Here is a 21447-nt window from a genome sequence, read left to right as displayed (position 1 = left end):
GAACAACGGCGGGGATGCCATAGTGGCTGCCACAATTCTGCGGGAAAAGTACGATGTTAAGGTGCTGGTCGTCACCGAGATCCGATCGGAACTCGCAAAGAAGGCGCTGTCTGAGTACGGAGGCCAGGTCCTTGGGATGGAGGCCATCGACGCATGCATGAAGTGCGACATCATAATAGACGGCATATTCGGCGTCGGCATATCTGGAGATCCAAAGGAACCATACAGGACTGCCATAGAAAGGATCAATAGATCTGGTTCGCACATAGTATCTGTCGATATACCTTCTGGTCTTGGATCTAGGTACGCAGTGAAGCCCGAGATGACCGTTACCTTCACGATGGAAAAGTACGGTATGAACAGAGAGAACAGTGGAGACATCGTTGTTGCCGATATAGGTATACCGCCAGATGTGAGGAAGTACGCTGGCCCAGGCGATCTGCTATACTACCCAAGGCCTGATCCATCATCGCACAAGGGCATGAACGGCACCCTGGCTATAGTTGCCGGATGGGAATTCTACGGATCCTCTGTGATAGCGGCGCTGGCTGCTGAGCGTATAGGCCTGGATCTGATAAGGATCTACGTATCAGAAAGAAATTACCAGATAGTTTCAGGATACGATCCCGGGCTTATAGTCAGGCCGGTCTCGGCTATCGACGATGCCGTTGCAGCTGAAATATACGGCAATTCTGCCATGCTGGTTGGCCCGGGCATGGGCAGATCTGCGGAGGCCATGGATGCTGCGAGAAAGGTCATACTGGGATCGAAGATACCGATGGTTGTGGATGCCGATGCTCTGAACGTTGTGGGCGAGTATCAGGGAAGCTTCCAGGGCAAGACCGTGATCATAACGCCGCATAAGGGCGAATTCAGGCGGATATCAGGCATGGAACCTACGGAGGAGAATGCTGTGGCATTTGCAAAGAAGAAGGGCGTCATCGTTGTCCTCAAGGGGCAGGTGGACGTGATAACGGACGGAAAGGACGTTTACTATTCAAAAGGCGGAAATCCGAGGATGACCATGGGCGGCACAGGCGATCTGCTGGCCGGGCTTATATCATCATTCCTGGCCAAATCCATAGATCCCATAAGATCCTGCCTCATGGGAACATACCTGAACAAGGCCATAGGCGATGCAGCACATGCGAAACACGGATACTGGTATACCATAACGGATATGATAGGCGAAATACCGGCAGTCATGGATAAATACATTAAAATATAGATGAAAACTAATACAGGCATGGTTTCCGGCATGGATCAGAGCCTGTACGATGCGTTCGCAAAGGTATCGGAGGACAACCAGAGCAAGGTGGCCATATACTTTCTTGGGAAGCCGCTAACTTATCATGACGTCAGGGCCATGTCGGACTCTCTGGCACATAATCTGGAAGAGATGGGTGTGTCCGGACGCATCGCGATCATGGCGGGAAACTCTCCACAGTTTGTGATTTCGCTACTGGCCATCAATTCAATGGGCCTTGAGGCGGCACTTTTGAGGCCGGGAGAATCGCCCGAGGCATATGACTGCCAGTACGTAATAGCAAGCGACTACATGATGAATTACCAGGAATTCAACTTCAGGGACATGTTCCTGATAAGGGATGAGGACCTTGCGCCCTATGGCACATCTCTGAAATATTATTTCAGGGAATACCTCGGCGAGCGGCGTGATCTTTCATCCAGACCAGGCGTACACAAGCTGTCGGATCTGATCTTCGATAGATACGGCCAATACGATAGGGACAGAAGCCCCGATGACACATTTATAGTGAAGAAAACCAGGAAGATGGAATCGCCTGTACTCATCAGAAATAAGGACATCATGTCTGCCATCGCTGATCTATCTGCCTACCTTGATGGCTTCAGAAAGAACATGCTGATATCATCCTCCCTCTACCATATGTCAACGCTGCAGTTTCTCTTCACCGCTCTCATAAACGCTGGAACGGTGAACCTGGTTCCTGACTATATGGACGGGCAAACGTCCATGAAGCTGGCTGGCAGGCTGGAGAGCAACATGGTCGTTGGCAACTCGCATCTCTACCGCCAGATAGTTGAGAAGAAGATAGGCATTCCAAAGACTATCAGGTTCCTGTTCATGATAGGTGAAGATTTCGCCCCAGAGTTCATGGACAGATTCAGAAGCGCAACCGGCCGCACCATAAAGGTCGGCTTTGATATGACGGAGTCATGCGGTGCCGTAACGATAAGCCCGCTTGATTCGGAATACGACGGCAGCATCGGAAAACCGCTGCCAAATGTAAAGATAAGGATAACCGACAGATCAGGCAAGGATGTCCAGCCTGGCGAAATGGGCTTCATAGAGGTTTCGCCTGGCAGGTTCATGGGTGCAGAATCACAGTACTACAATACCGGCGATCTCGGATATATTGATGCGGGCGGTGGCCTTCATCTGGAGAGAACGAGGAGGATGATCATAAATGGGAGCCTCATCGACCCGGAACCAATAGAGGCTGCGGTCAATAAAGCCTCCGGCGTGAATGATATAGCGATAGGCATGCGCTATGAAGGTGGGCTTCCTGTACTGGTGGCATATGTGGTAACCGAAGATGTCAACGGCATCAAAAGATTTTTCGAGAGCAGATTCCCGCCGTATCTTAGGCCTCAGAAATACATCGCGGTCAAGAAGATACCGAGGAGTCCTGCAGGAAAGATAATCAGGGACCAGATAATTGAGATCCACGGCGGCGATCAGCAGAAAGCCTCAGCAGAGGCCAATTGAGGTTATTCCGCAATACTTCCAAAATGCCGGTGAATGCATAGATGACGCATGCTGTGGAAAAATTGATAAAGATATATACCATACGCTCACACCTGAATGGCCGATCATGTGAGATTGAGGGGATGCCATGATCGATCTTCTGCAGCGTCAGATGACCGGACATGAAGGATCGATGCATCAGGACGGCATATTATGAGCCGTGGTAGCTCAGTTGGGAGAGCGCCAGACTGAAGATCTGGAGGTCGCTGGTTCGATCCCGGCCCACGGCATATGGTAAACAAAGATCATAAGGATCATTCTGCATTCACCATCTGATTCATATGCGGGCTAAGCTGACAAGGATGGGGTTTTTCTTTCATAATATTCTGCGATGGCGGATCATGTTTCTCCTAAACTTTGGCAGATTTCTGATTCTTTATGGCATTTGTCAAGAACAGATAAGATGAATGATCTGAGCCAGCCGGATGCCTCTTCCTTTGCCTCATTGAGCATTTCTAGACCCTCACATTCTCTCTTCTCATAGGGTTTTTCTCCGACGAGATCAAGATATCTCCTCTTGGAGATCAGAGCTCTATCTTTATCTCCGGTTCTGGCTGAAGCTATTGCGAGTGAAAGATGAGCGTATGCATAATTCTGGTCTTCTTTGACAGCTTCTTCCATCATCTCAAGCGCCAGCTGATTCATATTCAGCTTGATCGCACACCATCCTCCCCAGAGAAAGGATCTACGCATTCTGCCGGCCTCGGTCTTCGCATCCCTCAGGTACAGTTCGAGCGCCTTCCTGTATGGTTCGATGCTCTTTTCCCTCTCTCCGGTTTCTTCATAGCATATGGCCAGGCCATGCCATCCACCTGCAACATCTGGGAAAGCCTTTACGAACTTCTCATAGAGAACGAGCGCATCTTCATATTTTTTCATGCAGATCAGAGCCTCGGCCGCCTTGTACAGCACATCTAATCGATACTCTGCCATGCTTGAGAATCCAGTCAAGTTTATTTAAGTTTATTAAAATTCTCATACATGATCGCCGATACCTTTTCAATCAGTCATGATTCAGATGTATGTTAGGAACAAAGACTTTAGCCATTTGCGCATGCACTGCCGATACCGTTGTTAAATGTCAAATAATCGTCAAAAACTCATTTATAATTGATTGGATCTGTAAATCGGATATTTGAAGAATGAACTCTGTCAACATTTTCTCCATCTCTTACGTATAGTTTAAATAAAAATATAAAATATCTTGTCGGTGAGTGTATTTGGTTAAGCTAGAGGAGCTTGATTTCAAGCCAAAGCCCATAGATGAGCACTTTCTTGAGAACGACAAGGATTATCCTGTAACCGGTCAGCACAATGGCCATGACGTGAGAGCCGAAGGCATGCAGAGGCTCGACGCTGATGGAAAGCCATATCCCACTAAGCTGGGCATACACGGTACTCATGTTGCCGTTGACTGGGACTGCTGCATTGCAGATGGTGCATGCATGGATGTCTGCCCTGTCAACCTGTATGAGTGGAATCTTAACCCAGGTAAATCAGGTACGGGTAATGACCACAAGATAGCAAAGGGCAGCGATGAATGGAACAAGTACAGGACGGATAAATGTGATCCTGTCAGGGAATCAGACTGCATATTCTGCATGGCATGCGAAAGCGTCTGCCCTGTGAGAGCAATAAAAATAACCCCGTAAATCACAAACCATCTTTATTTTTGTATCGATCTGGTTTTTACCCGCCAAGTTTTGATCACAATTCTATTCATGTCTTTTAAGACTCAACTTTATTTATGATCTAATGATCAGTGCTAAAATGATACCTGGCAGGATGAATTCAAGGGAGATGCGCCGGCTGATGGCGCAGATGGGAATAAAATCCACCGAGATGGATGACGTCACAAAGGTAATATTCAAGGGAAAGACGAAGGATTACGTTATAGATAACGCACAGGTCACGATGATAGAAGCTCAGGGCGTTAAGACGTTTCAAGTCGTCGGCACCATGAGGGAGGTTCCGAAGGAGCCTGAAGAGAAGAAGGAGGAATCATTCCCTGAAGACGACATAAAGCTCGTTATGGATCAGGCAAGCGTCTCAAGGGAGAAGGCAATTGAGGCGCTGAAAGCATCAGGCGGTGAACCAGCGCAGGCCATAATGAACCTGATGCAAAAATGATAAACTATCAAGAAATACTCAGCAGGTACCGGCCAACCAGTGAGGAGGAGAGCAAGTTAAAGGAGATATCTGCCGATATAGTTGCAAAAATAAACAATATCTGTTCTTTACGCGGGCTGAGGGCTGAAGCTGTTATCGTTGGATCATACGCGAAGGGTACCAACCTCAGAGATGGGGATCTCGACATATTCATAGCGTTCGATCGTGATTATCCTGAAGAAATTGTGAATAAAGAGGGCCTCCGCATCGGCCATGCAGTCCTTCCAAATGGCAGGGAGAAGTACGCCGAGCATCCATACGTCAGCGGCGAGGTGAAAGGCGTAAAGATAGATGTTGTGCCCTGCTATAAGATGCATTTCGGCGACAGGAAGATAAGTGCCGTGGACAGAACGCTACTTCATACGGAGTATGTCAATCAGCATCTCGATGATAGGGGCAGGGACGAGGTCAGGCTATTGAAGATATTCATGAAGTCCATAGGCGTGTATGGGGCAGAGGCCAGGACGTTTGGGTTTTCTGGATATCTGTGTGAACTCCTTGTGATAAGATTGGGAAGCTTCGACAGCGTCATACAATTCTTCTCAAAGGCGAAGGGCAGGGTTATGCTGGACGATGACGATCGATTTCAAGATCCCATGGTGTTGATAGATCCGGTCGATCCTGACAGGAACGTAGCATCCCCTGTAAGCCTGGAAAGCCTGTCCAGGATGAAGATAGCATCAAAGTTATATATATCGTCGCAGGACGCGCAATTCTTCCAGATCGATTACGAAAAGAAAGACGTAGCTTACCATGACAGGGGCACATGCATCATGATATATTCGATCCAGAAGCCTGATCTAACTGATGACGTTATCTATCCTCAGGTGTACAGGTTCAGATCTGTATTGCAGAAGATAATGGAGGCTCATGAGATCAGGGTGATATCCTCTGAGATCGATGTAAGCGACAGAATATACGTCCTCATTGAAACGCCGACATGCAATGAGGACAGAATACATGTGCATACTGGCCCACCCGTGGATACGGATAATGCAGTTGACTTCATCGAAAGCTGGAAGATCAGGAAAAGATCGCGCGGGCCATATCTCGTGGGGGACAGACTATATGTGGACGTCTTCACTGGTGAGCGAAGCATTGAGGAGATCGTAAGGGCGGAAATAGAGAACTATTCCATCGGTAAAAATCTGGATAAATTCAAAAAGAACATTGAAATAAGGAAATTCAAAGGCGATTCTGAAAGGATGCCTATACTGGATAAGTTCTTCGGCGCAGGCGTGTTCAGGCGTAATACCTGAAGGTATCACTCAGTTTCTCATTCGTTTTAGATTCTACCATAAAAAACTTAGGAAATATACCTGTTATGAAAATATGGCTGCCTTTATCCATGTACGCTCTATGTTCAGACTGCATTATCCTCCAGAGAACACCTCCAGTATTACCACATCATCTTCCTTATTCACTATATGATCGCTCAGAACGGGAGATCCGTTCACTATGACCACGTATTCGTCCTCGTTCAGGCCGAGATCAGACATCAGATCAGAGACCCTTCTGCTGGAGTCGATCTCGATCTCCTTCCTGATGTGCCCTCTGACCCTTATCATGGGGATCATCCATACATGGACTGCGGCTCGCTCTGCTTTGCCTGAAGTTCCTTGTACTGCTCCTCTATCTTCTTTATCTGCTCATCGAGCTCCTTGACCTGTTCCTCTAGCAGATCAGTCTTTATCTTGAGGTTATACGCCTTGTTGAGCGCATCGACTATTGCAAGAACTGCGCCAGGATCAGGTATATCCACGGATGTGGGGGTTATGAGCGAAAGACCGGTTATCTTCCTGACCAGGCATTCGTTCAGGATACCGCCACCCATGCCAGCTATGATGGCAGAATCAGCCGGCTGTATACCTGCCTTCTTGAACTTGTCCAGCTTCGGCCTCTCGGCAACTGCGAACACTGATCTTTCTTCTGGAATGCCGTTTGCTGGGCTCCCTTCCATCACGACTATCTCGCTGGCGCCAACCTGATCGATCCAGTTCATGAGCGTGTTCGATATCTCGTATATATGCGCGCTTGATATTGGAACCTCGCACATGGCAACCAGCACGGTATTTGAATTATTGGCATAAATTCTGAATGGGTGCCTCAGCTTTCCACCCACGAATACGGCCACAGGTGGAATATGCTGAGAGATGAGATGTGCAACCTGATGCATACCAAGTGTCTCGACGATATAACTCGCAGCAAGCACACCTGTCGGCGTGGATCCTGCAAAACCGCATAGTACAACTGGATTGTTGTAGCTGCGCTTTTCGAGTTCCATTACCTGGCTTTCTGAGGCCTTCTTTGTAACCATGATCATTTTAGGCAATATTGATATTTATATTTATCCTGAATTGATCCGATCTGTTTAACTCGCACTATACGTTGATTACGCTGATCATCGAATATACCCAGGTGATGGCTTGAGGAACGGACCGTGTTCATTCGAAGCATGCATGATCATTCGAATAGGAAATAAGTGCATTTTAGGATAAGCATATAAATAATATTGCAATAGTCCACCGTATGAAGATAGGTGCTCCATTTGCAGGGCCTGTATCGTTTCCACTGCTGGTTATATCGGAATATGAGGATATAGATCTGCACAACACCTGTTCTGAAAGCTCAAATTTTGATGTCGTGCTGGATTCCATAACGAACATCACGAAATACGGAATGCCCATAATGGCCGGAGTCTTCATAGATATGTATTCGGTGATAGGAAGCACCGAATCAAAGATCATATACACTGTTAAGAGGGGAACCCTGGCCGATTACAATGCCAGGCTTATCGCATCTGCAATATCTGGCCAGGTTGTCAACGCTGACCCAGAAACGGTTATGCAGGAGGCACGTAACGGAAAGATGGGGCTGGTGGGGAATGAGGTAGCTCTGGGCATGAAATATTCCGATTTAGCAAGGAAGCTGGGCATACATGCAGCCTCCTGCATGATCGCAGCGAGGGACGCGTCATTCAGACCCGTTCTGGATTATTACCAGAAGGGTATAGACTTCATAGCGAAGAATCCTGATAGGGCTGCTGAAATAATATCCAAGAAGAGCGGATACTATGATGAGAGTACCATGCGGAATATAATAGGCATATATCAGCACAGGCTGACCACAAGCAGATCCGATCTTGAGTCATCCATAAGGATATATTCAATCGTTGAACCTGCTGTGTACAGGCTGAAGATATTGAGGTGATCTCGTGGATCCTGATGTAAAGAAAAAATACATGGAGGCAGGAAGGATAGGAAAGAGAGCTCTGGAGATAGGAGCAAGCATGATTGAACCGGGGGCAAAGCTGATCGACGTGGCCAGCGCGATGGAGAAGTTTGTGCGTGATGAGGGCGCAAAGCCAGCATTCCCTGTTAACCTGTCCATAAATAACGATGCTGCTCATTATACGCCATCAATAAACGACAAAAAGATCTTCAGGACAGGGGACGTGGTGAAGGTTGACTTCGGAGCGCACATCGATGGATACATGTCCGATACAGCCATAACGGTGGAGGTTGGGGAGCAGGGCAAGCATTCTGATCTAATAGAAGCCGCAAGGCAGGCCCTCAATGCGGCCATAGAGGTGGTCAGGCCTATGAAGAGCGTCAACGAGATCGGAAGAAGGATCGCCGAAGTCATAGGATCATACGGTTTCAAGCCGGTGAGGAACCTTGGCGGTCACGGCGTGGAACGCTACGATCTGCATGCATCGATATTCATCCCGAATTATGACGATGGAAACGTCGTTAGACTGCAGCCGGATCATGCTATAGCCATAGAGCCGTTTGCCTCCACGGGCATCGGTCTGATACATGAGGGCCAGCCCGGGAATATATACATGATCGACAGCCCAAAGCCGAGGCAGGACGAGGTCATATACAGGAACTTCAACAAACTGCCGTTTGCAGAAAGATGGCTGGAGGGCCTCGTAGACGATCCCAAGAAGTATCTTAGGGCCATGATGGCCTCCAAAGAGGTATATTCGTTCCCTGTTCTGAAGGAGCACAACGGATCTTTCATAGCGCAGTTTGAACACACCATGCTTGTTCTGAACGATGAGGTCATCGTCACCACAAGATAACGCGCGTCTTAGTCTTCACAGAGGGCTGTATCCATCGGAATAAATTATAATGATGCAGTTCGTTTTATGCTATAGTTCATGATATCATTTATTTTATTCTCATTGCATTTATATATAAGCGAATCAAAATGAATAGTAATAAATACTTAATAATCATTATTACCCGTGCAGAGCAGAGTAAAGAAACCAATTGATCGTGGATACGTTTTTTACAACCACGTTAGTAATTATCATGCTCTGCGGATATTCAAGAGGGTGTTTGTATGACGGAAGTTCTGGATCAGGATGAGAAGAACCTTATGGTGAGGGGATTCACATCCATGGTGCTGGGAAGGTATTTTGACAAAAAGATCATAACGGCCCAGAGGCAGGGGCTGGTCGGCTTCTACACGCCCATGATGGGGCAGGAGGCTACGCAGGCTGGTGCAGCCATGGCTCTCTCAAGGAATGACAGCGTTTACGGCTACTACCGTGATGTGACGATGCTCATATACCTGGGTCATCCAATAGAGAAGATATTTGACCAGATAATGGGGAACGCTGAGGACAGCTCCAAGGGCAGGCAGATGCCGAGCCATTACAGTGCAAAGGAGATAAATTTCATGTCAGTCCCAAGCCCGGTCGCAACGAACCTTCCGCTTGCGGTCGGTGCGGCCTATGCCAAGAAGTACAGGAAGGAGGACGGTATAGTGATAACCACGTTCGGCGATGGCGGAACATCCACTCCCGACTTCCATGCGGCCATGAACTTTGCTGCAGTCTTCGATCTACCCGTTGTGTTCCTGTGCGAAAACAACGGATGGGCCATATCTCTCCCTGTGGAGAGGCAGACGAAAGCCGAGATATACAAGAAGGCAGAGGCATACGGCATGAAGGGTGTGTACGTAGACGGAAACGATTTCATAAAGACGTACAGAACGGTGAAGGATGCCGTGGAATATGCACGTTCTGGCAATCCGATACTCGTGGAGGCGAGGAGCTATAGGATGGGGCCGCACTCCACATCGGATGATCCCAGCAAGTACCGCAAGAATGAGGTGCAGGAGAACAGCGATCAGGACCCGCTGATCATTGCGGAGAAGCTGATGATTTCCGGAGGATACCTCAACCAGGCGGAGATAGAGAAGATCAAGGAAGAATCCAAGAAGATGATCGATGAGAAGTTTGAGGAGCGCCTGAAGATCCCAGCTCCTGCTCCGGAGACGATGTTTGATGACGTGTATTCAGAGATGACCTGGGCGATAGAAGAGGAGAGGGGTGATATACTACGCAGATGAACATGGTTCAGGCGCTAAACAGCGCAATGGATCTAAAGATGTCCGAGGACGACAGCGTCATAATCCTCGGCGAGGACGTTGGAAAGGACGGAGGCGTATTCAGGGTCACGGATGGCCTGCAGGCGAAGTACGGTACGCAGCGCGTCATAGACACGCCGCTTTCTGAGCTTGGCATAGTGGGAATGGCCATAGGAATGGCCGTTAACGGCTTGAAGCCAATACCAGAGATACAGTTCCAGGATTTCATCTACACGGCTATGGATCAGATAATAAACCAGATGGCCAAGATCAGGTACAGGTCTGGCGGCGACTACACGGTCCCGCTAGTTCTGCGTACGCCAGTGGGCGGTGGAATAAAGGGCGGCCTCTATCATTCACAGAGCGGGGAGGCCTACTTTGCCCATACCGCAGGCTTGACGGTAGTGAGTCCATCCAATCCATACGACGCCAAGGGGTTGCTCATATCCGCCATAGAGTCACCAGATCCAGTCATATTCTTAGAGCCGAAAAGGCTGTACAGGGCTCAGAAGGCGGAGATACCGGAGGACAAGTACACAGTACCGCTCAGAAAGGCAAATATAATCAAGCAGGGAAGCGATGTGACGGTGATTACCTACGGTTCGATGGTTCCCACGGTCATGTCCGCAGCTTCCAAATCAAAGTACGATGTTGAGGTCATCGATCTGAGGACGATCGTCCCGATGGACAGGGATACGATCCTGAATTCGGTGAAGAAGACAGGCCGCGTCGTCATAGTCCATGAAGCGCCGAGGACGCTTGGGGTGGGCGCGGAAATATCGGCCATGATCTCGGAGAGGGCCATAGAGTACCTTTACGCACCGATACTGCGCGTCACAGGGCCTGATACGCCGTTCCCGTACAGGCTGGAGGACTACTATCTTCCAAATGAGGCCAGGATAAGCGCAGCGATTGAAAAGGTCATGACATTCAGGTGATCATATGTACGAATTCAAACTGCCGGATATTGGAGAGGGCGTAACAGAAGGCGAAATAGTCAAATGGGATGTGAAGGAAGGAGACGAGGTGGAGAAGGATCAGGACCTCGTTGAGGTGATGACCGACAAGGTCACGGTCAAGATACCATCGCCGGTAAGGGGCAAGATAGCAAAGATACTCTACAGGGAAGGGCAGGTCGTTCCAGTCGGTTCCACCCTTCTTCAGATCGATACCGGAGAAACAGCGGAGACACAGCAGGTGCCGGAGAAAGAGGAGAAGCCGGCTGAAGCTGTTCAAATGAAGCAGGTACCCTTACCTGAGGTATCCACGCATGTTCTGGCTAGCCCAGCCGTGAGGAGGATAGCCAGGGAGAACGGCATAGATCTGTCAAAGGTCGGTGGCACAGGCGAGGCTGGACGCGTGACACTGGACGATCTGGAGAGATACATGAAATCACCGCAGCCGGCAGCTCAGGAGAAGGTTGAGGAGGTACACACGTCTCCGCATATACCTGCGCAGAAACAGCCTGCTGGTGCAGAGGAGATACTTGAGATGCACGGCCTGAGGCGCATAATCTTCGACAAGATGACGAAGGCAAAGCAGATAATGCCTCACTTCACCGTTATGGAGGAGGTTGACGTAACTTCGATGATGTCCATACTGGATTCTGCAAGGGCACGCGGCATCAAGGTCACAGTTACAGGCTTCCTTGCAAGGATCGTTCCTTCAGTGCTGAAGAGGTATCCGTACCTGAACGCGATCTACGATGAAAATAAAAAGTCGTACATCCTGAAGAAGTACTACAACATAGGGATAGCGGTGGATACTCCTGACGGACTGAACGTCTTTGTGATAAAGAATGCGGACGGCAAGAGCATGGTGGAAATTTCCGCCGAGATAGCGGATAAAGCATCAAGGGCGAGGGAAAACAAGCTTCAGCTAGATGAGGTTCAGGATTCCACATTCACCATAACGAACGTTGGAACGATTGGAGGCATAATGTCGACGCCGATAATCAACTACCCAGAGGTTGCCATACTGGGCGTGCACAGGGTGTTCGACCGCGACGGCAAGAAGTACATGTACCTATCGCTGTCCTGCGACCACAGGCTGATAGACGGTGCAGTCGCCACGAGGTTCATAGTTGATCTGAAAAAGGTTATTGAGGATCCGAACGCTATTATCTATGAGATCTGATATGTACGATGCAATAATAATAGGTTCGGGGCCAGGTGGCTATGCAGCCGCAATCCGCCTGGGGCAGAGGCAGAAGAAGGTTGCGCTGATAGAGAAAGACAAGATCGGGGGCGAATGCCTGAACTACGGCTGCATACCTTCAAAGGCCTTCATAGAGCTTGCCAACTCAATAAACTATCTCAGGGAGATGCCTGGAGTTTCGATAAATTATTCAATAGACATGAAGAAATGGCAGCAATGGAAATGGTCCATGATCAACAGGCTTACCGGCGGTGTGGAGACTCTCTGCAAGGGGTACGGCGTAGATGTGATAAGGGGCGAAGCATACATTGTGGACAGCAACCATGTGAAGGTCGGAGACCGGACGATAGAGGGCAGCAACCTCGTCATAGCAACCGGATCAAAGCCGGTGAAGATCAAAGGTATTGATGACGTGGTTTACAACAGAGAGATACTGGATCTGGATCACATACCTGGATCGGTGGCCATCATAGGTGGAGGGTATATAGGCGTAGAGATAGGCACTGCATTGGCAAAGCTTGGTTCCAGCGTCACGATCATAGAAATGATGCCCAACATACTCCCCGGGACGGATCAGGAGCTGGTCAGGCATGTGGAGAGGAGGCTATCGCAGATCGGCGTGAAGGTGATGACAGGTAAGAAGGTCCTTAACACGCAGAAGTCTGAAAAGATCAGGGTTAACATGGAAGGAGGGGAGTACGTCGAGGCGGATACCGTGCTGATGACCGTTGGCAGGATACCAAACACCGAGGGCTTCGGCCTTGAAAATCTGAAGCTGGAGATGGACGGTCGTTTCATCAAGACGGATGCGCACAAGCGAACAAGCGTCCCGAATGTGTACGCCATAGGGGACGTTTCAGGGCAGCCCATGCTCGCACACAAGGCATACTACGATGCTGATGTTGCAGCTGACAACATATGCGGTATAGACAGCGTTGTTGAGTACAGGGCCATGCCCTACGTCATATACTCAGACCCGGAGATAGCCTATACCGGATCGAAGTCGGCGAAGTCCACAAGATTCCCTGTTGCAGCAAACGGCAGATCGCTTACCATGAACGAAAATATAGGCACATTCAACATATACTACGACGAGAAGGGCATAGTCACAGGGGCCGGCTTTGCGGCGCCGCATGCAAGCGAACTCATAAGCGAGATATCGCTAGCCGTGGAATCAGGGCTCATGGCCATGGATATAGGTCTGACGATACATCCGCATCCGACCGTGAGCGAGGGCGTGAAGGAGACCGCAGAAGAAGCTTACGGTAAACCGCTGCACTTCAAAATATAATGCAGATCACCTAAGCCATCGATATGCGAATATGACGGCAGGACTTCGGCGTCCTGCGTTTTATTTTTCATCATAAGGATATCAGGATATCCTGTGTATGCTCCATATCTTCTCAGGCACGTTCAGCCTCTTGTTTGAAAGGAGTGCATGCATGAACAGCACCGAGGAGAGCCTGTTTGCATATATGAGCACGTTCTTGTTTATCTCTGTGACCTTCGATGCTGCGACTATTCTCCTCTCAAGCCTTCTGGAGACGGATCTGGCCATGTGGAGCGAGGCCGACTCTATTGAACCACCCGGAACCACAAAGAGTTCTATCTTCCCTATCTCTGCCTTCATCTCCCTGACGCGTTCCTCCAGATGATCGATCATCTCCCTGGTTACGACTCTCCCTTTGCCTCCTGTAGATACATCTTCGCCTAGTACAAAGAGATCGTTCTGTATCTTGAACAGGTCGTCTTTGATGTCATCCCATCTGCTCAATACAAGCGCATATCCAATGAAGGAATTTAACTCATCGATCGTCCCCTGCACCTCCACTACAGGAGAGTCCTTTCCCACTCTGGCCCGGTTTGCAAGATCGGTTTCGCCTTGATCTCCTCGCCTTGTGAACATGATTCCATCATCCCATTACAGTCAACTTACCTTTATTACAGCTGACTTAATAACATGCCATGATCGTAATGCGCAAATAAATAGGTACTGTGTCAATGATCCAAAAGGAATCTTTGCAAAAAGCTTTATCCACGTCAGTCATTTTTTAAAGGTGGCCAGAGAAGTTCGCATTCTTGAGCCGAGGTGGCTGGTTCTGATCCAGGGGCTGATCACCACCGTTCTTGGGCTGTCTATCGTATCTTCCGACCATGTGGTATCGATTCGCATATTCATCGTATCGTTTTCTGTATCTTTAAAGGCCCTGGCATTCCTGGCCATATTCGACGGTTTCATACTGGCTGTATACGGCTTCATGGCCAGGGAAAAGACCAGGGCCGCATGGCGCATCATGGTGACAGGATCTTTTCTTACCATAGTGATACTGGCCATCGGTGCAGGCAGGCATTTCCACATCACCGCTATAGGCATGGCATTCTCCATCTTCGTCATATACATGATCTTCAGGAGACGCAGGGAGTACATCTATCCCAACCGCATGCTGGGAAGGCCAGAGGTTGCCATAGCTCTTGTCACCATAACGTTCACGATACTGTATGGCATAGGCGGATCGCTCCTCTTCGGCGATCAGTTCCGACCGCCGATAACCAACATCGCGAACGCATTCTATTTCACCGGTGAAACAGTGACCACGCTGGGCTTTGGAGATATACTGCCGGTAACAATTGATGCAAAGATGTTCACCATATCCCTGGCGTTTTTGGGCGTAGCAATATTTTTTAGCTCGATCACCGCTCTCATACTGCCAACGATTGAGAGGCGCCTGGGTGGCTTGGTGAACAGGATGGAGAAGAGAGAGCTCAAAACGCTTACGGATTACATACTGATATGCGGTTATTCAAACCTCATGCAGGAGTACGTGTCCAGGATGAAGAGTTCAGGTTCAGTGGTTGTGATCATAGAGAAGAATCCCGAAACCGCGCGGTCGCTGAGGGATGAAGGATACATAGTCTTCGAACACAATGCGGATGACATCGATCTGCTTTCATCCTTCGACTTCTCATCCGCGCGGGAGATCATAATCGGATCTGGGGACGATGCGTATAACCTAATCATAGCCGCCGCTCTGAAAAGCGTAATACAGAACAATAACGCCTCGAAGGTCAGGGTGCTTGTGGTGGATCCGAAGGACATGGTCAAATTTGCCATAATGGGATTCCAGCTCGTCGATGTTTCTTCCATACTGTCCAAGAGCCTTCTAGAAGGCAACACCTAGGAAGATGCTTGGATATGATTACAGAAAAATGATGGTTCCATAACTGCGGGAAATATTTTATCCACATGATCCATGATGCCCTGATAATCAACCGATGATAAGGATAGGCGATGGAAGAAAGAGCGATTCTTGGGCGGAAATAAACGTAGTGGTGGATGTATTCAGATCCACGACGACCATACCGCTGATACTTGCAAGGGGTGCGCAGTATATTGTTCCATTCCGTGATGTGAGGAAAGCGATAGAGTTCAAAAGAAAAAATCCTGGTACGGTGCTCATCGGGGAAAAATATGGAATAAAGCCGCCGTACTTCGATTATGACAATTCTCCGGCGGAGATCGATGAGGCTGATCTCTCTGGTAAGATCGTTGCCTTCACATCCACAAATGGAACCTATGTCCTTTCTAGAATAAGATCCGGTCGGGTTATATTTGCGTCGTACGTGAACTTCAGTTCAGCCGTCTCCATGATCAGAAAATATTCGGACGTGCTGATACTGCCTTCCAACAGGCCCATCGGCAGGGCTCAAGAGGATATACTGTTTTCAGAACTGCTGAAGGCAGCTGCGGAAGGGAAGCAGGTCAATGTGGATGCATACCTGAAGGAGACCGCCGAGATAAACAGGAGTATAATAGCAGGTGTGGGCGAGAGGGATCTGGAATACTGCCTGAAGCTTGATTATACTGATATACTGCCGGAATATGCCGGTGGAAGGATCATAAGGAGCGCGGAATCGCTTGGTGAACAATGAAGATCAGATATCTATGAAATCACCGCAGGTTAAAGTTGTGCCGCGTTCAAACGCGATCATGGATATGAGTGCTTCCGCCCATTTCAGCTTCTTTGCCTTCATGGCATGATTCCCAGGCTTGGATCTGTTAACATTCCTGAAATCGAAGGATACCAGCACGATATTTTTGAAACCCATGTGATCTGCGATATATACGGATCGATCGCCGTCGGTGAAGCCGAAGAAGTTTGCAATGTTCCTGAACGGTACATTCTGTGTGGTTCCGATCATTTTTCTGCTCATCCTTGAGCTGTTATGCACGATTCTGTCCATGTTATCTCCATGCGCATGTATCACTATCTTCGTTCCCTGTGCAGCGCATCGAAATATTGCGTCAAGATCGCCATCGAGATCGGTTACTATGATGTCCGGGCATCCCAAGATCTCTGCATAGGCAGTGATGGCGGAATCTGCCACGATGTGGTATCCCGGGGACAGGCTTGGCAGGATCTCCGAGATCTCAGGGCCATTGCCTATGACATAGGCTGTGTTCCCATTCGCCTCAGGTAAAATCGGATATCCAACAAAGTTAGAAAGGATCCTGGAGGCCAGGCGGTCCATCTCAGGATCGAAGCCAAAATCATCGACGATGGAACCGTATATCGAGATCCATCTCATCATATCCATTCATGTACCCTCCCTCAGGATCTCAGGATTTTCGTTGAAGTACCTATGTACCATCGAGGAGACTATGGCTATTATGAGACCAAGTATAAGGAAGAAGATGCTTATGAGGCCGGATTTCAGGGATATAAACCCTAGTATGTATCTTATGTAGTTGAACATGCCGTACACAACGAAGGCTATTGACAGCGAAAATATTAGGCCATACCATATTTTCAGTATTCCGGCCTTCCTCCCAACGGCAAGCTCCGCGACTCTGCCGACCTCCGTGGTGAAGATGGATCCGTATACCCACCATGTAAAGAGCGAAAGAAATATGAGGAAGGCGTCGAGGCCGTTCCTTGATGTACGGACGGCTATGGTGTAGCTTGAGGCTATGCCGACCATGACCAGAAGCGCAGCAATGACATAGGTGAAGAACAGTATTCTTGTATCCTGTGCGTATTCATGCACCTCCCTTATCACCCTGGCCATGAGGTTGAAGAGGTCGAAGCCCCTCTCTAGGAGGTAAGCACCGAGAACAAGGGTGACGAAGGTTATGGCGCCAACGGTAGGATCGATGACACGGACGCCGGTAACGTAAGCTGAATAGAGTATGAATATCAGCGAGACCAGGCCATAGGTCAGGAAAACGAGGCCGAGCGGTATCAGTATCTTGCTAAGTATCTTCTTGTCCTTAAGCGCGCGCACTATATAATAGTAAAGGCTCTCTATGTTCTCATTGTGCCTGACTATTATGTGCTTTACATACCTTATCTTTATATATGACAGGATGACGGGAACTATGTAGTCGTCCTCTGCACCGTCGGATACTAGTATGGCATCGGTATACTGTCCGGATCCAACAACATCAGCTATCTGCCTGGAAAGGATCTCGTCAGATTTTTCCCCGACGTCGTTGTCTCCAGTGAGAAGCGCAATTTCCACATCTTCGCCCTTCTTCCTAAGATCCTCGTAGACCTTCAGGGCGCCAAAAAGCGCGTTGGAGTCGGAATCCTCGGGATCAACGCTTATCAGCTTTACTGCAGCATTATAACACTCCGTGTATCCAACGACAGGTCCTTTAACGCCTGCCTTGTCTCCGAAGTCGTTGTCCCTGTCCACATTGATGATGAGGGTTGTCATACATGGCCCCAGCGCATGTTTTTATTAACAGAAACACTTATTTAAGCATATTTATAGTGCGTAAATGGTATCAAAAACATACACAAAAAATTAATTTAAAAAGGTGGTAAAAATATTATTTTATGACGAAATATCCAGCGCTCTTCTGTCTCGCAACTCTCTTGACATAGCCCTTCTTCTGCAGTTCCTGAAGGGCAGAGTTCACAATGGACTTTCCAAGTGCCGCAGCCTTCATAATATCGTCTGCAGTCTTGAGCTTCTCTTCAGAGGTTGCTCCAAGCTTCTTCATAGCATCGTAAATCTTCTTTGCATTATCGGTTAGATCGTCAGGCATAATACCACTCGTTGGATATATCATATTAATATATATATCTATCATTTTTAAAGACCAGTCATGAATCGTCGGATCAAAATGTCTTCGCATAGTCGTACCACACGAATGGTATAAATTTAAATATTCCAATGATTAAGGTCTATGTCATTTTCAAACGAGGACAGGGACGTCTTCCTGATCAAGACGGATCGGATGATAGACCGCGGTGCGCTCATGTCGCGCTACAGCAGGGCATCCGATCCGGACATAAGATCCGTATATCACAGGGAATTTGAGGGTAACGAGAAGAAATCAGAGGAATTCTACAGGCGTATATTTCTTGAATATGGCGATGAATCCATAGCTGAACTGGTCACGGCACAGGTTGGTGTTCAGAACGTATCAAACATAGCTTCAAAGGTCATAGAGGAGATAAGGATAGGCCTCTCGTATCTTGAAAAATCAACAAGATACGTCGCATATGACAAAAAGATCGATGGACACTACCTATTCATGCGGCCTGAGAGGATAGGGATAGGCGGCGACTCCGCCAGGGAATACGAGGATCTTTGCAACAGGCTCTTCGATTTATACTCAGCTGCGCTTCCGAGGATAGAAGATGAGATATCGAAGCTGTGGCCGATAGAGTCTTTCGATTTCAGCATAGATTCAGGCCCAGCTAACTACAGGGATCTTGACGAGAACGGAAAGAAGCTTGCGCAGAAATCGTATAGATCATCCGTCCGTTCCAGGGCGCTGGATGACGCGCGCTTTATACTTCCAGCATCCACACTGACTAACATCGGCATAAGCGGGAACGCTAGGTCGTTCATACACCTCATACAGAAGCTGAAGGAATACGGTCTTCCTGAGACGGAAAGGATCTCATCGGATCTTTACGGCGAGCTCAGGCAGGAATTTCCCCAGATAATAGACGATGCAGTTTCCAAGCATGGGATGGATATAATAGATTACAAAAAGAGCCTGATGAACATGTTCCCGTTCACGGACGGCGGGAAATTTGAGAAGGTTAAGCTGATAAGATACGGAAACGAAAAGGACGAAATTCAGAAGGCCCTTGCATTTCTGATGTATCCATTCGCGGAGGATGCCTCCTCGATAATATCGAGGGTGAAGGCGATGGATGCTGCAGAGATATCAGCAATACTAGGTAAGATAAGGGATATGAGAAAGAACAGGCGTATGAAGATAGGAAGGCCGTTCGAGGCGGTCAACTACGTCTTCGAGGTGACCACAAATTATGGTGCATTTCGCGACCTGCAGAGGCACAGGTTCCTGACCATCATGAGAAAGCCCCTTACTGCAAGCTATGGATACGATGTTCCGCCCATCATAGCCAAGATACCTGATCTCTCCGAAGAGTATTCAGAGGCCATGAGGGAAGCTGCGGCTGTGTACGCTAGGATAAGGGAAAAGTATGGGTATGCAATGGCGCAGTACGCAGTGCCTTTTGCATACAGGTATCCGGTTGTCTTCTCCACGAACCTTGCAGAGGCGGCATACTTCATAGAGATCAGGAGTACACCGCAGGCACACTTTGATCTGCGTGATATTGCGATCAGGATGTACAACGAGATAAGATCGGTGCATCCTGCACTCGCGGAACTCATAAAGTTCGTGGACACCGGTGATTATCCGCTTGGCAGGCTTTCGGCTGAGGTCAAGAAGAACTTAAAATCCGGCGGAATTTAATCTCAACATATAATTATTTTGTAGCTCAAAAATATAAGAGTATGCTCAGTATTATGCGTGAGACCGTCCTGTAAAACGTTTATATCCGACAATAATATGGTGGTAATGCCGGCAGATGCCGTTCTGTGAGTGTCGGGGTAGCCTAGCCCGGTAAGGCGGTAGACTCGAGATCTACTGCTCTCGTAGCTCGGGAGTTCAAATCTCCCCCCCGACGTTCCTGCATGGTTTCAGGAAACTTTTTTATTCATATTCCAATAGGTAAATCAATGAAGGTGACTATTTCCCATATAAAGGCTGACATAGGAAGTTTGCCAGGCCACTCTATAGTGGATGAAAAGGTGATGTCGAAGATACAGGAGTATATCGAGGATCATGGAAAGAACCTCATATCCGATTTCAGGATGGCTCATGTAGGTGATGATGCCCAGATAACCATGGTGCACACAAAGGGTATAGACAGCCCGGAGATACATGAACTGGCATGGAACGCCTTCAAGGCCGGTACCGAGGTTGCCAAGAAACTGGGTCTATATGGTGCAGGGCAGGACCTGCTCAAGGACTCCTTTTCTGGAAACCTGAAGGGCATGGGCCCTGGTGTTGCAGAGATGGAGATCAACGAGAGGCCGTCTGAGCCATTCATAGTGTACATGATGGATAAGACCGAACCAGGGGCATTCAACCTGCCCATATACAAGATGTTTGCGGATCCATTCAACACGCCGGGGCTTGTAATAGACGAGGCCATGCACAGCGGTTTCCGTTTTGAGGTCTGGGACGTGATCGAACACAGGGCGATATTCCTCGACACACCCGAGGACCTCTACGATCTGCTTGCTCTGATAGGTTCAAAGGAGAAATATGTTGTCAAGAGGGTCTACACAAAGAAGGCCAACAAGAAGCTGCCGGAAGAGAATGTTGCCGTCATATCCACCGACAAGTTATCGCTCATAGCCGGCAAATACGTTGGCAAGGACGATCCTGCTGCGGTTGTCAGGATTCAGTCTGGTCTGCCAGCAGCTGGAGAATCCCTGGAAGCCTTTGCATTCCCATACCTCGTCAGCGGCTGGATGCGAGGGTCTTTCAACGGCCCGCTTATGCCTGTGGCCATGAAGGATGCTAAGATGACAAGGTTCGATGGGCCCCCAAGGGTACTTGGCCTTGGCTTCAATGTAAAGGCTGGCAGGCTTGTGGGCCCTACGGACCTCTT

At 48.5% G+C, this 21447-nt stretch carries 22 protein-coding genes and 2 tRNA genes; 17 read left to right on the top strand and 7 right to left on the bottom strand.

Features of this window, described 5'->3' with window-relative positions:
- The 3 genes from Q0C15_RS00840 to Q0C15_RS00830 form a co-directional block, all read left to right on the top strand.
- The coding region (locus tag Q0C15_RS00840) for an NAD(P)H-hydrate dehydratase (RefSeq protein ID WP_297215025.1) at positions 1–1228 on the top strand (1228 nt) is incomplete at its 5' end.
- Positions 1229–2749, top strand: coding sequence for a class I adenylate-forming enzyme family protein (locus tag Q0C15_RS00835; protein ID WP_297215023.1), 1521 nt, complete (start codon positions 1229–1231; stop codon positions 2747–2749). It abuts the gene before it with no gap.
- A gap of 196 nt (positions 2750–2945) precedes the next feature.
- Positions 2946–3018: transfer RNA gene (locus tag Q0C15_RS00830), tRNA-Phe, on the top strand.
- Between the two features lie 109 nt (positions 3019–3127).
- On the opposite strand, the gene Q0C15_RS00825 is transcribed toward Q0C15_RS00830, so the two are convergent.
- Positions 3128–3721: a tetratricopeptide repeat protein gene (locus tag Q0C15_RS00825; protein ID WP_297215021.1), complete on the bottom strand. Its 594-nt coding sequence runs from the start codon at positions 3719–3721 to the stop codon at positions 3128–3130.
- Positions 3722–4008: 287 nt separating this feature from the next.
- Between Q0C15_RS00825 and zfx the strand changes: the two genes are divergently transcribed.
- The 3 genes from zfx to cca all read left to right on the top strand — a co-directional run bounded on the left by zfx (position 4009) and on the right by cca (position 6216).
- A complete protein-coding gene (gene zfx, locus Q0C15_RS00820; protein ID WP_367181926.1) occupies positions 4009–4440 on the top strand; it encodes a zinc-containing ferredoxin in 432 nt (143 codons plus the stop codon).
- Positions 4441–4558: 118 nt separating this feature from the next.
- The gene (locus Q0C15_RS00815; RefSeq protein ID WP_110642704.1) at positions 4559–4918 is read left to right on the top strand and encodes a nascent polypeptide-associated complex protein; all 360 of its coding nucleotides are present in this window, start codon (positions 4559–4561) and stop codon (positions 4916–4918) included.
- Positions 4915–6216 (top strand): CCA tRNA nucleotidyltransferase, encoded by a 1302-nt coding sequence (cca, locus tag Q0C15_RS00810; protein WP_297215017.1) that lies wholly within the window; start codon positions 4915–4917, stop codon positions 6214–6216. The genes Q0C15_RS00815 and cca overlap by 4 nt, the downstream gene beginning before the upstream one ends.
- 114 nt (positions 6217–6330) lie before the next feature.
- On the opposite strand, the gene Q0C15_RS00805 is transcribed toward cca, so the two are convergent.
- A complete protein-coding gene (locus Q0C15_RS00805; protein WP_237265384.1) occupies positions 6331–6525 on the bottom strand; it encodes a MoaD/ThiS family protein in 195 nt (64 codons plus the stop codon).
- Between the two features lie 5 nt (positions 6526–6530).
- On the bottom strand, positions 6531–7274 hold the full coding sequence (locus Q0C15_RS00800) for a proteasome assembly chaperone family protein (protein WP_297215014.1): 744 nt from the start codon (positions 7272–7274) through the stop codon (positions 6531–6533).
- A 212-nt stretch (positions 7275–7486) separates the two neighbouring features.
- On the opposite strand from Q0C15_RS00800, the gene Q0C15_RS00795 reads away from it, so the two are divergent.
- The 6 genes from Q0C15_RS00795 (at position 7487) to lpdA (ending at position 13787) form a co-directional block, all read left to right on the top strand.
- Positions 7487–8167, top strand: a complete 681-nt coding sequence (locus Q0C15_RS00795) for a DUF3834 domain-containing protein (protein WP_297215013.1) — start codon at positions 7487–7489, stop codon at positions 8165–8167.
- A gap of 4 nt (positions 8168–8171) precedes the next feature.
- On the top strand, positions 8172–9044 hold the full coding sequence (gene map, locus Q0C15_RS00790) for a type II methionyl aminopeptidase (protein ID WP_297215011.1): 873 nt from the start codon (positions 8172–8174) through the stop codon (positions 9042–9044).
- Between the two features lie 263 nt (positions 9045–9307).
- Entirely contained in the window at positions 9308–10321 is a 1014-nt protein-coding gene (locus Q0C15_RS00785; RefSeq protein ID WP_297215009.1) for a thiamine pyrophosphate-dependent dehydrogenase E1 component subunit alpha, read from the top strand.
- Complete coding sequence (locus tag Q0C15_RS00780; RefSeq protein WP_297215007.1) at positions 10318–11277, top strand: alpha-ketoacid dehydrogenase subunit beta; 960 nt, start codon at positions 10318–10320, stop codon at positions 11275–11277. Before Q0C15_RS00785 ends, Q0C15_RS00780 begins: the two co-directional genes overlap by 4 nt.
- Positions 11278–11281: 4 nt before the next feature.
- Positions 11282–12475 (top strand): dihydrolipoamide acetyltransferase family protein, encoded by a 1194-nt coding sequence (locus Q0C15_RS00775; protein WP_297215005.1) that lies wholly within the window; start codon positions 11282–11284, stop codon positions 12473–12475.
- Complete coding sequence (gene lpdA, locus Q0C15_RS00770; RefSeq protein ID WP_237265383.1) at positions 12465–13787, top strand: dihydrolipoyl dehydrogenase; 1323 nt, start codon at positions 12465–12467, stop codon at positions 13785–13787. The genes Q0C15_RS00775 and lpdA overlap by 11 nt, the downstream gene beginning before the upstream one ends.
- Positions 13788–13868: 81 nt before the next feature.
- On the opposite strand, the gene Q0C15_RS00765 is transcribed toward lpdA, so the two are convergent.
- The gene (locus Q0C15_RS00765) at positions 13869–14402 is read right to left on the bottom strand and encodes a cob(I)yrinic acid a,c-diamide adenosyltransferase (RefSeq protein ID WP_297215001.1); all 534 of its coding nucleotides are present in this window, start codon (positions 14400–14402) and stop codon (positions 13869–13871) included.
- Between the two features lie 151 nt (positions 14403–14553).
- Here Q0C15_RS00765 and Q0C15_RS00760 point away from each other — a divergent pair, with 151 nt between their 5' ends.
- Both Q0C15_RS00760 and Q0C15_RS00755 read left to right on the top strand, forming a co-directional pair.
- On the top strand, positions 14554–15675 hold the full coding sequence (locus Q0C15_RS00760; RefSeq protein WP_297214999.1) for an NAD-binding protein: 1122 nt from the start codon (positions 14554–14556) through the stop codon (positions 15673–15675).
- 94 nt (positions 15676–15769) lie between these two features.
- Entirely contained in the window at positions 15770–16426 is a 657-nt protein-coding gene (locus Q0C15_RS00755) for a 2-phosphosulfolactate phosphatase family protein (RefSeq protein ID WP_297214997.1), read from the top strand.
- 3 nt (positions 16427–16429) lie between these two features.
- Here the strand turns inward: Q0C15_RS00755 and Q0C15_RS00750 are convergent, their stop codons facing one another.
- The 3 genes from Q0C15_RS00750 to Q0C15_RS00740 all read right to left on the bottom strand — a co-directional run bounded on the left by Q0C15_RS00750 (position 16430) and on the right by Q0C15_RS00740 (position 18548).
- Positions 16430–17092 (bottom strand): 6-hydroxymethylpterin diphosphokinase MptE-like protein, encoded by a 663-nt coding sequence (locus tag Q0C15_RS00750; RefSeq protein ID WP_297214995.1) that lies wholly within the window; start codon positions 17090–17092, stop codon positions 16430–16432.
- Complete coding sequence (locus tag Q0C15_RS00745; protein WP_297214993.1) at positions 17093–18214, bottom strand: DUF373 family protein; 1122 nt, start codon at positions 18212–18214, stop codon at positions 17093–17095.
- Positions 18215–18329: 115 nt separating this feature from the next.
- Complete coding sequence (locus Q0C15_RS00740) at positions 18330–18548, bottom strand: transcriptional regulator (RefSeq protein ID WP_110642686.1); 219 nt, start codon at positions 18546–18548, stop codon at positions 18330–18332.
- Positions 18549–18689: 141 nt separating this feature from the next.
- On the opposite strand from Q0C15_RS00740, the gene Q0C15_RS00735 reads away from it, so the two are divergent.
- The 3 genes from Q0C15_RS00735 to Q0C15_RS00725 form a co-directional block, all read left to right on the top strand.
- Entirely contained in the window at positions 18690–20240 is a 1551-nt protein-coding gene (locus tag Q0C15_RS00735) for an FAD-dependent thymidylate synthase (RefSeq protein ID WP_297214990.1), read from the top strand.
- 131 nt (positions 20241–20371) lie between these two features.
- Positions 20372–20454 (top strand) — tRNA-Ser (locus tag Q0C15_RS00730).
- Between the two features lie 52 nt (positions 20455–20506).
- Positions 20507–21447, top strand: a 941-nt coding sequence (locus Q0C15_RS00725) for a fructose-1,6-bisphosphatase (RefSeq protein WP_297214988.1), incomplete at its 3' end; no start/stop codon positions are given.

The organism is Thermoplasma sp., from assembly GCF_023256435.1.
Classification (GTDB): domain Archaea; phylum Thermoplasmatota; class Thermoplasmata; order Thermoplasmatales; family Thermoplasmataceae; genus Thermoplasma.
Note: the sequence above shows the minus strand (reverse complement) of the source record. Positions and strands in the feature narration are given on the sequence as shown.